This is a genomic window from Pseudoxanthomonas sacheonensis (assembly GCF_031455975.1).
GTDB classification, from domain to species: Bacteria; Pseudomonadota; Gammaproteobacteria; order Xanthomonadales; family Xanthomonadaceae; genus Pseudoxanthomonas_A; species Pseudoxanthomonas_A sacheonensis_A.
In genome coordinates this window covers 104331-117603 of sequence record NZ_JAVDTT010000002.1, presented here as the reverse complement: position 1 = coordinate 117603, position 13273 = coordinate 104331, and the positions used below count along the sequence as shown (strand labels likewise).

The 13273-nt window shown below is 65.0% G+C and carries 11 protein-coding genes and 1 pseudogene; 5 read left to right on the top strand and 7 right to left on the bottom strand.

Translation table 11 applies throughout. From position 1 onward, the window contains the following. Positions 1 to 38: 38 nt before the first annotated feature. From J2W94_RS07665 to rarD, 3 genes and pseudogenes are all read left to right on the top strand, one after another. Positions 39 to 860: a bifunctional transcriptional activator/DNA repair enzyme AdaA gene (locus J2W94_RS07665; RefSeq protein WP_310091876.1), complete on the top strand. Its 822-nt coding sequence runs from the start codon at positions 39 to 41 to the stop codon at positions 858 to 860. A 223-nt stretch (positions 861 to 1083) separates the two neighbouring features. Further along, positions 1084 to 1977: pseudogene (gene yedA / locus J2W94_RS07660) on the top strand (drug/metabolite exporter YedA); the annotation flags it as partial. Between the two features lie 74 nt (positions 1978 to 2051). Beyond that, entirely contained in the window at positions 2052 to 2966 is a 915-nt protein-coding gene (rarD, locus tag J2W94_RS07655; protein ID WP_310091874.1) for an EamA family transporter RarD, read from the top strand. On the opposite strand, the gene J2W94_RS07650 is transcribed toward rarD, so the two are convergent. The 3 genes from J2W94_RS07650 to J2W94_RS07640 form a co-directional block, all read right to left on the bottom strand. Beyond that, on the bottom strand, positions 2967 to 3539 hold the full coding sequence (locus J2W94_RS07650) for a hypothetical protein (protein WP_310091872.1): 573 nt from the start codon (positions 3537 to 3539) through the stop codon (positions 2967 to 2969). A gap of 10 nt (positions 3540 to 3549) precedes the next feature. After that, positions 3550 to 5745 carry a xanthine dehydrogenase family protein molybdopterin-binding subunit gene (locus tag J2W94_RS07645; RefSeq protein ID WP_310091870.1) on the bottom strand — a complete coding sequence of 732 codons (2196 nt, stop codon included), beginning with the start codon at positions 5743 to 5745 and terminating at the stop codon, positions 3550 to 3552. A 172-nt stretch (positions 5746 to 5917) separates the two neighbouring features. Next, on the bottom strand, positions 5918 to 6373 hold the full coding sequence (locus J2W94_RS07640; protein ID WP_310091868.1) for a (2Fe-2S)-binding protein: 456 nt from the start codon (positions 6371 to 6373) through the stop codon (positions 5918 to 5920). 96 nt (positions 6374 to 6469) lie between these two features. On the opposite strand from J2W94_RS07640, the gene J2W94_RS07635 reads away from it, so the two are divergent. Together J2W94_RS07635 and J2W94_RS07630 are read left to right on the top strand one after the other, a co-directional pair. After that, entirely contained in the window at positions 6470 to 7432 is a 963-nt protein-coding gene (locus tag J2W94_RS07635; protein WP_310091866.1) for an XdhC family protein, read from the top strand. After that, positions 7429 to 8031 (top strand): nucleotidyltransferase family protein, encoded by a 603-nt coding sequence (locus J2W94_RS07630; protein WP_310091863.1) that lies wholly within the window; start codon positions 7429 to 7431, stop codon positions 8029 to 8031. The genes J2W94_RS07635 and J2W94_RS07630 overlap by 4 nt, the downstream gene beginning before the upstream one ends. 138 nt (positions 8032 to 8169) lie before the next feature. Here J2W94_RS07630 and J2W94_RS07625 read toward each other — a convergent pair whose 3' ends face one another. From J2W94_RS07625 to J2W94_RS07610, 4 genes are all read right to left on the bottom strand, one after another. Continuing rightward, positions 8170 to 9480: an ABC transporter permease gene (locus J2W94_RS07625; RefSeq protein ID WP_310091861.1), complete on the bottom strand. Its 1311-nt coding sequence runs from the start codon at positions 9478 to 9480 to the stop codon at positions 8170 to 8172. A gap of 10 nt (positions 9481 to 9490) precedes the next feature. Beyond that, positions 9491 to 10651 carry an ABC transporter permease gene (locus J2W94_RS07620; protein ID WP_310091859.1) on the bottom strand — a complete coding sequence of 387 codons (1161 nt, stop codon included), beginning with the start codon at positions 10649 to 10651 and terminating at the stop codon, positions 9491 to 9493. 10 nt (positions 10652 to 10661) lie between these two features. Continuing rightward, positions 10662 to 11351 (bottom strand): ABC transporter ATP-binding protein, encoded by a 690-nt coding sequence (locus tag J2W94_RS07615; protein ID WP_310091857.1) that lies wholly within the window; start codon positions 11349 to 11351, stop codon positions 10662 to 10664. A gap of 657 nt (positions 11352 to 12008) precedes the next feature. Further along, positions 12009 to 13259, bottom strand: coding sequence for an efflux RND transporter periplasmic adaptor subunit (locus J2W94_RS07610; protein WP_310091856.1), 1251 nt, complete (start codon positions 13257 to 13259; stop codon positions 12009 to 12011). Between the last annotated feature and the right edge of the window lie 14 nt (positions 13260 to 13273).

The following is a 13273-nucleotide window of genomic DNA, read 5'->3' as shown; positions in this document are numbered from 1 at the left end:
GATAGCGGGCGCCCAGTGCGCCCGCTACGCTTTGAGCCATGGAAAACCACGACCAAAAACTAGAACGCGCCCGCGAGCTGCTGGACGGCGGCGAGCCCACCTTGAACGAGCTGGCTGCCGCGGTCGGACTCAGCGCCTCGCATCTGCAGCGCAAGTTCCAGGCCCGCTACGGCATCAGTCCCGCCGAATACCTTGCGCAGAAAAAACTCGGTGCGCTGAAATCCGGCCTGCGCGCCGGCAACGACGTCAGCGCTGCGCTTTACGACGCCGGCTACGGCTCGCCCTCGCGCGTGTACGAACAGGGCGCGGTCAAGCTCGGCATGACGCCCGCCACTTATCGCGCGGGCGGTGCGGGAATGGAAATCCGCTGGGCGCTGGTAGACACCGTGCTGGGCAGCGCTTTAGTCGCGGCTACCGAACGCGGCATCTGCGCGGTGGAGCTGGGCGACGATGCGCAAGTGCTGGAAAAGCGCCTGCGCGAGGAATTCCCGCACGCAAGGATCGAGCGCGTGGACGCGGGCAGCGACGACTTCCTCGCTCCGCGTTTGCGGGCGGTGGCCGAGCGTCTGGCGGGCCGCAGCAGCGACGTGCCCGTGGATCTGATGGGCACCGCCTTCCAAAAGCGCGTCTGGGATGCGTTGATGAAAATCCCTTCCGGCCAAACCCGCAGTTACGCCGAACTTGCCGACGCGCTGGGTTCGCCCAAGGCGACGCGCGCGGTGGCCAGCGCCTGCGCCAACAACCGCATCGCGGTGGTGGTGCCGTGCCATCGCGTCATCCGTGGCGACGGTTCCTTGGGCGGGTATCGCTGGGGCCTGCCGTTGAAACAGGCTCTGCTGGAACGCGAGCGCGCCGCGTGAATGTCCGCGTCCGCATCTTGTTTGCTGTAGGAGCGACGCGAGTCGCGAAGCCATGACGGTTTCAGAGCTTCGCGACTCGCGTCGCTCCTACGGAATCGTTCTGCAAGATAGACCGCCGGCTTGAGCCAGACGCAACACAGCATGCCAAAGCTTTCAACGCGGCCCGGCTGCCGTCCACTGAAGTGCGGGACTACAATATCGGTCTGACTATCGGGTGTCCCCCATGAACTCCTCCGTTTCCAACGTGGCCTCACCGGCGCGCGGCGGCTTGGCCGTCGCCGTTGCGCTGGCTGCCGTTTACCTGATCTGGGGTTCCACCTATCTGGGCATCCGCTTCGCGTTGGAAGGCGGCTATCCGCCGCTGCTGATGGCGGGCGGCCGTTTCCTGCTGGCCGGAGCGATGATGTTCGCCGTGCTGCGCCTGCGCGGCGAAGCGGCACCGACGCGCGCGCAATGGAAGAACATGGCCTTGATGGGTTTGCTGATGATGGGCATCGGCAACGGCATGGTCAGCATCGCCGAGCAATGGGTGTCGTCGGGCTTGGCCGCGGTCGCCATTGCGTCCACGCCGCTGTGGATGGGCCTGTTTTCGCTGGCCCGCGGGCAACGCCCGAGCGGATTGGAATGGATCGGCATCGCTATCGGTTTCATCGGCGTGCTCTGGCTCAACGCGGGCAGCACGCTGTCGGCCACGCCCGCCGGCCTGGTGGCGCTGTTGATCGCGCCGATCGCCTGGGCCTTCGGCTCGATCTGGAGCAAGGGCCGCGATCTGCCTTCGCCTTTCATGTCCGCTGCCGGACAGATGCTGACCGGCGGGCTGATGATGCTGCTCGCGGGTTTCGTCACCGGCGAAAGTTTCCACGGCATGCCGACGCTGAAAGGCACGTTGTCCGTCGTCTACCTGATGACCTTCGGTTCGATCATCGGTTTCACCGCCTATGTCTGGCTGCTGCACCACGTGCGTCCCACCCTCGCCGGCAGCTATGCGTATATCAATCCGGTGATCGCGGTGATGCTGGGCGCGTGGCTGGCCGCCGAGCAGTTCACCGCTCACGATCTGGGTGCGATGGCGGTGATCCTGCTGGGCGTGGTCGCCATCACTCTGGGTAAGGGGCGCAGCCCCAAGCTGAGCGGCTCCGAACCTGGCAACTCCAAGCCGGCCGCTCTCAAAGCCAGTCCGGAGCAGATCGAATGACCGCCGCGACCATCGACCGTCGCGGCTTGTGGGCCGCGGCGGGATCGTTCGTGATCTGGGGATTGATGCCGTTGTACTGGCATCTGCTCAAGAACGTGCCTTCGCTGCAGATCGTGATGCACCGGATCGTGTGGAGCGCCTTGCTGGTCGTTATCGGCTTATGCCTCACCCAAGGCCTGCAATGGTTGCGTACAGCCATGGCAAGGCCACGCGTACCCTGGATGCTGGCCCTGAGCGGCCTGCTGATCGCCTTCAACTGGGGACTCTACATCTGGGCCGTCAACGCCGGCCACGTGGTGGAAACCAGCCTGGGCTACTTCATCAATCCGTTGCTCAACGTACTGCTGGGCGTGCTGCTGTTGCGCGAACGCCTGACCGTAGCGCAGTGGGTATCGGTGGCGATCGCCGCCGCCGGCGTGCTGTGGCTGACTTTCAACTACGGCAGCTTCCCGTGGATCGCGCTGTCGCTGGCGGCTTCATTCGGTTTCTACGGTTTCATACGCAAGCTGGCGGTGGTGGATTCCATTCCCGGCCTGGCCATCGAAAGCCTGTACCTGTTTCTGCCGGCGGTCGCGGCGCTGGTCTGGCTCGAGAGCCATGGTAGCGGCGGATTCGTCGGCAGCTGGAGCTGGCAGACCGACGCGCTGCTGGTATTCGGCGGCGTGCTGACCGCGCTGCCGCTGATCGGCTTTTCCTATGCGGTGCGACGCATTCCCTACAGCGTGGTGGGTTTCATGCAGTACCTCGCGCCGACCTTGCAGTTGCTGATCGGCGTGCTGGTGTTCGGCGAAATCTTCGACCGCGATCGCGCGATCGGTTTCGTCTTCATCTGGATCGGGCTGGCGATTTTCGCCATCGACGGCGTCTGGCGCTCGCGCAAGCTTGCGCCGATCGTCGCGACCGAGAGCTAGCTAGGCGTCGCCCGGGCAGGGACCGCCCGCATCGGCCCACAGCTTGAAGGCGGCCACGAACTGGTCATGCGGCACCGGCACCGGCGCGCGGCCTGCGCCCGGATTCCAACCCCAGAGCACCAGCTTGTCTTCGCCCACATGCTTGAGCAGCGCGGCGAAGTCGCGGTCGCCATTGCTCTTTTTGTCCTTGATCATCGCGCACAACTGCGCAGCGGGCAGTCCGATCCACGCCATCTTGTGTTCCGGCGGCGGCAGCGACCAGTGCGGCGCGCCCGGAGGTGCGTGCGGGCCGTAGCTGGCCGGTGGGTTGGCTTCGGCGTGGCAGGTGGCGCAGGGCAGGCCCAGCGCGCCCTTTCCTTCAGGGCCGCGCACCACGCCCATCGCGTGCGGCGTCTGCGCATCGAACTGCAACGGCGCATCGCCGGGGATGTGGCAGTTGCTGCAGCGCGGATGCTGGAACACTTTCTCGATCGTGGCGAAGGCCTCGACGGCCTTGGTCTTCTGCTCCGGGCTGACACGCGGGCCGCAGGCGGTCAGCGCAAGCAGGAAGAGGCTGGCGAACAGGATGCGCATCGTCGTCTCCTCACGCCTTCGCCGGCGCGGCCGGCGTCTGCGCTGCAAGCTGGAAGGGAAGTTCGCGCAGGCGTTGCCCGTTCAAGGCGAACAGCGCATTGGCCACCGCAGGTGCGATCGGTGCGGTGCCGGGTTCGCCGACGCCGCCGGACTTTTCCGTGCTCGGTACGATGTGCACTTCGACCGCGGGCATCTCGCTCATGCGCAGCACCTGGTAGTCGTGGTAATTGGATTCCTGCACGCGGCCCTCCTTGAAGGTGATGCGGCTGTGCAGCGCCGCGCCCAGGCCGAAGGCGATGCCCGATTCCATCTGCGCGGCGATGCCGGCCGGATTGATGGCCACCCCGCAATCGACCGCGCAGACCACGCGATGCACGCGGATCGCGCCGTTCTCCACCGACACTTCCGCCACCTGCGCGATGAAGCTGCCGAAGGATTCGTGCACCGCCACGCCGCGTCCGCGGCCTTTCTCCAGCGGACCGCCCCAGCCGGCCTTTTCGGCGGCCAGGTTCAGCACGCCCAGGTGCCGCGGATGATTGGCGAGCAGGCCGCGTCGATATTCCACAGGATCCTTGCCGGCCGCGTGGGCCAGTTCGTCGACCAGACTTTCCATGGCGAAGGCGGTGTGGCTATGGCCGACCGAACGCCACCACAGCACCGGAATGCCGGGTCTGGGCGAATGCAGGCCGACGCGATGGTTGGGGACGTCCTTGAGGTAGGGAGAATCGGCGACGCCCTCGGTCGAGGTCGCGTCGATGCCGTTCTTGACCATCATCGGTTCGAAGAACGTACCGGCGATGATCGACTGGCCAGCGATCACGTGCTGCCACGCCATCGGCTTGCCGTCCGCATCCAGTCCCACTTTCGCCTTGTGCACGAACGCGGGGCGGTAGAAACCTCCGCGCACGTCGTCCTCGCGGCTCCATACGGTTTTCACCGGCGCGTTGGCGGCTTTTGCGATGTGCACGGCCTCGAACACGATATCGGGCGACGGATTGGCGCGGCGCCCGAAACCGCCGCCCAGGAAAGTGGTGTGGACGAAGACCTGCTCGGGCTTGAGTCCGGTGACTTCCGCCGCGGTCTTCTGCTCCAGGGTCTGGAACTGGGTGCCGATCCACAACTCGCACTTGTCCGGTGAAATTTTCACCGTGCAGTTCAACGGTTCCATCGGTGCATGCGCCAGGTACGGCAGGGCGTATTCGGCTTCCACCGTCTTGGCCGCCTTGGGCAACGCGGCCAGGACATCGCCGGCCTGCGCGGCAGGCAGGCCCGGCGTGCCTGCGAGTTCGGTGAACTGCGCGCGCAGGGCCTTGCTGTCCAGCGCCGCGTTCGGCCCCAGGTCCCATTCGACCTTCAACGCATCGCGTCCCAGTTTCGCCGCCCAGTAATGATCGGCGATCACCGCCACGCCGGTCGGAATCTGCATCACGTTGCGCACGCCGGCCACCGCCTTGGCTGCAGCCGCGTCGAACGACTTGACCTTGCCGCCGAACACCGGCGAGCGCGCGACCACGGCGGTCAGCAGCCCCTCGAACTGCACGTCCATGCCGAACTGCGCGCGGCCGGTGATCTTCTCCGGCGAGTCCAGGCGCTTGGTCGGTTTGCCGATGATCTTCCAGTCCTTGGGATCCTTGAGCGTGATCGTGGCCGCATCCGGCGCCTTCAACTTGCCGGCGGCGTCGGCGAGCGCGCCATAACGCACGCGCTGCGTGCCGGCGATGGCCTCGCCGTTTTCGGTGCGTACTTCCGCTGCCGGCACCTTGAAATGCGCGGCCGCGGCCTGCACCAGCATCGCGCGCGCCGCAGCGCCCGCTTGCCGGTAACGATCGAATTCGGACCAGCTGCTGGTCGATCCGCCCGTGCCCTGCATGCCGAATACCGGACTGAAGTAAGCCGGCGCCGCCGGTGCATGCTCCACCTTGATCTTCGACCAGTCCGCATCCAGTTCTTCGGCGATCAGCATCGGCAACGCGGTCCACACACCCTGGCCCATTTCCGAATGCGACAGCAGCACGGTCACACTGTCGTCGTTGCCGATACGCAAGAAGGCGTTGGGTGCGAAGCCGGCGACCGCCGCGGCGGCCGCCGGTTGCGCGAGAGCCAGGCGCTTTGCGCCGGGGATGACGAAGCCGATCACCAGTCCGCCGCCGAGCACGGCGCTGGTTTTCAGGAATTGACGGCGCGAATTGGGAGTTGCAGTGTTCACGGTCGATCTCCGTTTTTGTTCCCTTCTCCCATCGGGAGAAGGTGGCGCGAAGCGTCGGATGAGGGTACGGCGGAGTCCATGATGATTCGGATGAAGCTCATGATGATTCGGGTGCCAGTGACTTCGGCGTACCCTCACCCCAACCCCTCTCCCGACGGGAGAGGGGCTCAAATCAGCCTTTGTCTAGTTCCGCCGCGCGATGCACCGCCGCGCGGATGCGCGGATAAGTGCCGCAGCGGCAGATGTTGCCGGATAGGGCCTGGTCGATATCGGTATCGGTGGGGCTGGGAATTTTCGCCAGCAACGCCACTGCGGACATGATCTGTCCGGACTGGCAGTAGCCGCACTGCACCACATCCAGCTCCGTCCATGCCTGTTGCACCGGATGCTGTCCGTCGGCGGAAAGTCCTTCGATGGTGGTGATCTTCTTTCCCGCGACCGCCGAGACCGGCGTGATGCAGGCGCGCAATGGCGCGCCCTCGATATGCACGGTGCACGCGCCGCATTGGGCGATGCCGCAGCCGAACTTGGTGCCGGTGAGTCCCATCAGGTCGCGCAGGACCCACAGCAGGGGCATGTCGGCCGGCGCATCGACTTCGCGTTCGGTGCCGTTGACGTTCAATTTCATGGGAAGTTCCCTGGCGGCGGCTGGGGTGACGCTCACCTTACTCCCGCCGCTACCGGGTTGCCAACTGCGTACGGCTTAGTCCATCGTCTAATGTCTATGAGCAGCTATCGTCGCATTCTTGAAACGTCCGCCGCCGCGCACCAGCGCGGGGATTCCGCTGCGCTGGTCGTCGTGGTCGAGACCGAAGGCTCCACCTATGTCAGTCCCGGCGCGATGGCATTGTTCGGCGCGCGTGAAGGACAGGTAGGGTGGTTGAGCGGCGGTTGCCTGGAGCCCGAAATAGAAAGGCGCGCAGGCGACGCGGTGGCGCGTTCGCGCATCGAATGGATGGACATCGACACCCGCGACGACGAAGACCTGATCGGCGGCTCCGCGCTCGGCTGCCGCGGTCGCCTGCGCCTGGCTTTGTTGCCGCTGGCCGCGTTGCATGGTTGGCCGGCGCTGGTGGAAGTCTGGCGGCAGGGGCGGGGAACGTTGCGGCTTTCGATTTCTTCGGAAGGGGAAGTCTCGTCCGAAGTCGGCGAGCTGCAACAGCAATGGCGGATGGACGCCGCGCATTCGGAAGAGTTCCATGCATCGGCGGCAAGATGGAACCTGACGGTTTCCGCGCCGCCTGCCGTGCTGGTGTTCGGTGCGGGTCCCGAAACGCCGACCTTGCTGCCGTTATTGCGCAGCTTGGGCTGGATGACCACGCTGGTGGAGCGTCGCGCGCGCTGGCTGACCGAAGTCCATTATGCCGACGCGCTGATCGAAGCTTCACCGGAAGCGGCGGTGTCGATGCCCGGGCAAGCGTTCGATGCCGCGCTGGTGATGAACCACAACTTCGAAATGGATCGCGAGGCTTTGTACGCGCTCGCCGCCGGCGAACTTCCCTTCGTCGGCTTGCTGGGTCCGGTGCGGCGCCGTGAGGATCTATTCCGCGTCTTGCCGCCAGCCGCTCGTGAAAGCCTGCTGCCGCGCCTGCATTCGCCGGTCGGATTGAAGCTGGGCGGACAGGGGCCGGAAGCGATCGCCTTGAGCATCGCCGCGCAGTTGCAGGCTTACCGGTTTCCGCAATGACGCTCCCGCTTCCGCATGCTGCGATCGTGCTGGCAGCGGGCGGAAGTGTCCGCCTTGGCGCTCCCAAGCAATTGTTGAAGCGCGGCGGCGAAACGCTGGTGCATCGTGCGGTGCGGTTGGCTTCGGTTACGCAGCCGCAACGCCTGCTGGTGGTGGTCGGCGCGTATGCGGACGAAGTGCGCGACGCCATTGCAGATGTATCCGTCGAGGTCCTGCACAACGATCAATGGGAGGAAGGACTGGCCAGCAGTCTGCGGTTGGCGGTCGGGAGTCTGGGCGACGACCAAAGCGCACTGATCCTGGGCTGCGACCAACCGGCGCTGGACTTCCCGCACCTGCAGCGGTTGCTCTTCGGCGCAGCCGCATCGGGCTCGGGTTGCGCGGCGACCTTGCACGGTGAAGCGCGCGGCGTTCCCGCGGTGGTCAGTGCGGCCGTGCTTGTCGAAGCACGCGATCTGCATGGCGACCGCGGCTTGCGCGGGGCGCTACAGCGGCTGCCGACGGATTCGATTTATCTGATGCAGGCGGTGGAGTTGGAGTTCGACTTGGATACGCCGGGCGATGTTGAAAAAGCCGTTGGCGAAGGATTGCTCGATTGACCCGCCGGATTCTTTGAAATCGGTTGCGCAAAGCAAATAGGGAGTCGTCATCCCGGCATGCGCCGGGATGACATCTTTTTACTTTTCAGTGGAACGGGTCGGGGCGTACTCGCCCCGACCCACGCTGCTCCACTCGGCTCAAGTCGCCCGCAACGCCGCCGTCACCGGCAACCGCGCCGCACGCAAGGCCGGGAACAAACCGCCCACCAGGCCGATGCCCAGCGCCCACTTCAGACCGCTCCATAACAACTCGGGCGAGACCTTGAACTGGAACACCACCTGGCTGAAATTCGCCCCCAGCGTGGCCACGCTGTAGCCGTTGAAGATGGCCCAGGCGATGAAGCCGCCCAGCAACCCGCCCAGCAGCGCCAGCAGCATGGTCTCCAGCATCACCGCCATCACCACCGGCGTGCCGCGAAAACCGATCGCGCGCATCGTGGCGATCTCGCGCGCGCGTCCGGCCACCGCTGCGTACATCGTGTTCAACGCGCCGAACACCGCGCCGATCGCCATGATGGTACCGATCACCGTGCCCAGTACCTTGATCAGCTTGGTCAGGCCGGCGGACTGCTTGCTGTAGTAATCGCGTGTGGTCGACACATCCAGTTTCAGGCGCGGATCGTTGTCCATCGCGCTCTTCAGCTCGGTGAAGCCGGCCTTGCCGTTCACGCCCACAGTGACCGACTGGTAGGCGCGGCGATCGTAGGCAGAGGATAGCGTTTCGATATCCGTCCACAATTCCGAATCGTGCGCATCGCCGGAAGCGAACACGCCCACCACAGTCCAGGTCTGGTTGCCCAGCTTGACCTGCTTGCCGACATCCAGCCCGCGGTACTGGCCCTTCGCTCCCTGTCCGACCACTAGTTCGCGTACGCCCACGTTGAACTTGCGGCCCTCGATCAGTTTGATCTGCGGTCGGATCGTCCAGGCTTCCTCGCTGACGCCGCGGAACTGCGCATTCGCGTCCTCGCCAGAACTCGCGGTGGGCAGGTTGACCACCTGCGACAGCTCCGGCGAGATGACCGGCTTGCCGGCGGTATCCTTGCGGATGCCGGCCAGGTTGCCGATCAGCGGCACCTGGTCGCGGGTGATGACCGAATTGGTTTCGGCCTGCGAACCGCCGCGCAGGATGATCGCCGTGTCGTCGCTGCCGGTCTGTTTGAGCGTGGCGTCGAAGCCTTCGCCCATCGCCAGCATCGCCACCAGCACGCCGACCACGCCGGCGATGCCGACGATGATCACGCTCGAGGCACCCCAGCGTTGCGGCAGGCTGGCGATGCCGATGCGCGCGGCGGCAAGCGCAAGCCTGCCCGTGCGCGTCAGTAGCAGCCACAGCGCCAGCAGCGCCGCGACCGCGGCCACGCCGTACCACGGCAACATGATCCAGACCACCAGGCCCACGATCAGCAACAGGACCGAGAGCGCATTCCAAAGCCATTGATTCTTCATGTCGTGCTCCTTATCGGCCAGCCAGCGCGTCGACGATCTTCAGGCGCATCGCCCGCATCGCGGGCAACGCTCCCACCACGATGCCGATGCCCAGCATCAGGGTCAGTCCCACCAGCCAGGTTTCCTTCGGTATGCCGGGCAGATTCAACATGCCGCCACTCATCGCGCTGACCACCGGGATGATGATCGCCGCGATGCCCAGGCCGATCACTCCGCCCAGCACGATCAGCAGGATCGCTTCCACCAGCACCAGCGTCAGCACGGTGCCGTTGGTGAAGCCCAGCGTCTTCAGCACGGCCAGTTCCGGAATGCGGTCGCGCACCGCCTGCGACATGGTGTTGCCGGTCAGCAGCAGCAGAGTGAAGAACACCGCGGCCATGATCGCAGTAACGATCAGGCCGATGTCGGCGAACTGCTTGGCGAAGGACTGGTTGAACGCCTGTTCGGTCTGCGCCTTGGTTTCGTGGCTGGAGTTCTGCGAAATGGCGTCGATGGCCTTGGCCACGCGGGTGGCGTGGTCCACGTTGTCCAGCTTCACCATGTACCAGCCGACCTGGCCATTGGTGTACTGGTTGGCTTCGTCGAAGTATTTCCAATGGAAGACCAGTTGGTTCTCTTCGCCTTTGCGCTTGCTATCGGCCAGTTTGAAGGTGCCGCTCAGCTTGAGCGGCCAGGCGTTGCTGCCGTCCTTCTGCGGGAAGATCGTCGCCTGCAGCGGAATGGTGTCGCCCACCTTCCAGTTGAAGCGCTTGGCCAGCGCTTCGCCGACGATGGCGCCGGTGCGGTCGGATTGCCAGGCTTTCAGTTGCGCCGGGTCGATGATGTATTCGGGGTACATCTCGAAGTAGTCCGGGCTGACCGAGAAGTTGGGGAAGAAGTTCTTCGGATCCTGGTAAATGCCGCCGAACCAAGCCGCGTACGCGGTCTTCTTCACGCCCGGGGTGGACTGGATCTGCGGCAGCAGGCTGTACGGCAGCATCTGGGTGATCGACAGGCGCGAAGCCACGACCAGGCGGTCGGCGCCAGCGACGCTGCCGCCGCTATTGAAGGCTACGCGCACCGAGTCCAGCAGGCCGAACAGCAGGAACGCGGCGATCACCGACAGCAAAGTCAGGAAAGTGCGCGTCTTGCTGCGGAACAGCGCGGACCAGATGAGGGAGAAATATTTCATGGCGCCCTCCTCAGTGAGCGGCCGGCGTGTCGGCCAGTTCGCCCTTGTCCAGGTGGATGGTGTGGGTCGCGTACTCGGCGGCCTTCGGGTCGTGGGTGACCATGATGATGGTCTTGCCGTGCTCCTTGTTCAGCAGCTGCAGCAGGCCCAGCACTTCCTCGGCCGAATGACGGTCCAGGTCGCCGGTCGGTTCGTCGCAGATCAGGAAGGTCGGGTCGGAGACGATGGCGCGGGCGATGGCCACGCGCTGCTGCTGGCCGCCGGAGAGTTCGTTGGGGCGATGCGAGCCGCGGTCGGCCAGGCCCACCAGCTGCAGCGCGATCTCGGCATTGCGCTTGCGTTGCGCGCCGCCGAGCTTGGTCAGCAGCAGCGGCAGCTCGACGTTCTTCTGCGCCGTCAGCGTGGGCATCAGGTTGTAGAACTGGAACACGAAGCCGACGTGCTGGCTGCGCCAGTGCGCGAGCTGTCCGTCGCTGAAGCTGTCGATGCGCTCGCCTTCGATCTCGATCTCGCCGCCGGTGGGCGTATCCAGGCCGCCGATGAGGTTCAGCAGGGTCGTCTTGCCGGAGCCGGAGGGCCCCATCAGGGCGACGAAGTCGCCGCGCGGGATTTCCAGGTCCAGGCCATGCAGGACGTGGACCTGTTCGGGACCGCGCTGGTAGTTCTTGGTGAGGTTGCGGATGGAGACCAGTGAGGACATGTGCGTTTTCCTTCTTGTGAAGTTTGTTTCGTCTGAAGTTTTCTGTCGTCTGAACTTCCAGCGCCGGACGCGCAACCCGCGTAACCCCACCGCCGTCATCCCATCGTCGTCATCCCAGCGAAAGCTGGGATCCATCTTGATCTTGCGTTTGCTTCTGCGTTTGCGTTTGCTTCTGCTTCTGCCTCCTCCCTTGCGCGCAGCGCAGGGGAGGATTGAGGAGGGGTGCCTTTGATCTTGTTTTGATCTCTTGCTCTGTCGTTTGCTCGTCATGACCAGCCATTCGGCTGTTGAACACCCCGCGAAGGCGGGAACCCAGTGACTTTGCTTTCATCTTTGCTTTGATGCAAAAAGCGTTTCGCGCTACGCGCGAGTCACTTTTCTTTGAACGGCAAAGAAAAGTAACCAAAAGAAAGCCGCCCTACGCCGCGCCCAGCGATGAAGCCGCTGGGTCCGCAAGCCGATCGGGAATTTCCGTAAGGCGCCTCCTGCGCCTCCGGAAACGGCGCACATCCCTGTGCGCCGCCCCTGCGGGGTTTGTCCCGATCCGCTTGCCGCGTCTCACGGGTCTCGTGAAGCGACGGAGAAGCAACAGCAAAATCGACAGCGATTCCTACTTGATTCGTTCTGGAGCGATGAAAATCACGAGGCAGTCACGGCTTATTCGGTGGTTTCCTCCGCCATCTTCACCTTCATGCCTTCCTTCAGTTCCGCCGGCGGGTCCAGGACCACGGATTCGCCGGCCGACAAGCCTTGCAGCACTTGGCGATCGTCGCCCATTTCGCGGCCCAGACGGAGTTCGCGCTGTTCCACGGTGTCTTCTTCGGTCACCACGAAGGCATAGTCCTTGCCGTCGCGGTTGCTGATGGCGGCGCTGGGGGCGCGTACGCCTTCGTTCTTCGGCTGCGCGCCGGCCGGCTTGCCCGCTTCCAGGAAGCTGACCTTCACGCCCATGTCCGGAACGATGCGCGGATCCTTCACGTTCAAGGCCACCCGCACCTTCACCGTGGCCTTGCTGCGGTCGGCGGTGGGGATGATGGCGATCACCTCGCCCGGGATCTTCCACTCCTGGTAGGCGTTGAGGGTGGCTTCGATGGGCATCTTCGGCTGTACGCGGCCGATGAACTGCTCGCCCACTTCCACTTCCACTTCCAGCGAATCCATGTCGACGATGGTGCCGATGCCGGTGCGGGTGAAGCCGCCGCCGGCCGACAGCGGCGATACGATTTCGCCCGGCTGCGCGGCTTTGGCGGTAATCACGCCGGCGAACGGCGCGCGCACCACGGTGTTGTCCACGCCGTTGTCGGCGATGGTCAGGCGGTCGGCGGAAACCTTGGCGTTGCGCTGGGCGGTGACCAGCTGCGCACGCAGCGAGTCGCGCTGGGCGACGGCCTGGTCGTACTGCGACTTGGACACCAGCTGCTGCTTGACCAGGGTCGACAACCGCCGCGCATTGGCTTCGGCTTCCACCAACTGGGCCTGGGTGCCGGTGACCTGGCTTTGTGCGGCGCCCAACTGCGCCGCGTACAGAGAGCGTTCGGCGTTGGCGTCGATGGGGTCCAGGGTGGCGAGCACCTGGCCCGCCTCCACGCGCTGGCCTTCCTCGATCATCACTTCCTTCACCTTGCCGGTGATCTTGGCCGATACCGTCGCCATGCGCCGCGCCACCACGTAGCCGCTGGCGTCCAGCACGGAGGCCGATGCGGTGCCCGCGCCGATCGCGGCGGTCGGCGCGGTGCGCACTTCGATCGCCTTTTCGCGGCCGAACGCGAACCATCCCGCGATCGCCAGCAGCAGCAAGACCAGGGCGATAGCCGGCCAGAGCCACAACCCACGCCGTGATTTCGGCGGCGGAGGCGGCGCCTTGCGGTCGATGCGGAGTTCTTTGAGCAGGTCTGCGGAAGTATTCATCGAGTAGCCAGACG

Bases quoted from the DNA above. Each gene is read 5' to 3' on its own strand.
- J2W94_RS07665 (WP_310091876.1), top strand. From the start codon at position 39: ATGGAAAACCACGACCAAAAACTAGAACGCGCCCGCGAGCTGCTGGAC.
- rarD (WP_310091874.1), top strand. From the start codon at position 2,052: ATGACCGCCGCGACCATCGACCGTCGCGGCTTGTGGGCCGCGGCGGGA.
- J2W94_RS07650 (WP_310091872.1), bottom strand. From the start codon at position 3,539: ATGCGCATCCTGTTCGCCAGCCTCTTCCTGCTTGCGCTGACCGCCTGC.
- J2W94_RS07640 (WP_310091868.1), bottom strand. From the start codon at position 6,373: ATGAAATTGAACGTCAACGGCACCGAACGCGAAGTCGATGCGCCGGCC.
- J2W94_RS07635 (WP_310091866.1), top strand. From the start codon at position 6,470: ATGAGCAGCTATCGTCGCATTCTTGAAACGTCCGCCGCCGCGCACCAG.
- J2W94_RS07630 (WP_310091863.1), top strand. From the start codon at position 7,429: ATGACGCTCCCGCTTCCGCATGCTGCGATCGTGCTGGCAGCGGGCGGA.
- J2W94_RS07625 (WP_310091861.1), bottom strand. From the start codon at position 9,480: ATGAAGAATCAATGGCTTTGGAATGCGCTCTCGGTCCTGTTGCTGATC.
- J2W94_RS07620 (WP_310091859.1), bottom strand. From the start codon at position 10,651: ATGAAATATTTCTCCCTCATCTGGTCCGCGCTGTTCCGCAGCAAGACG.
- J2W94_RS07615 (WP_310091857.1), bottom strand. From the start codon at position 11,351: ATGTCCTCACTGGTCTCCATCCGCAACCTCACCAAGAACTACCAGCGC.
- J2W94_RS07610 (WP_310091856.1), bottom strand. From the start codon at position 13,259: ATGAATACTTCCGCAGACCTGCTCAAAGAACTCCGCATCGACCGCAAG.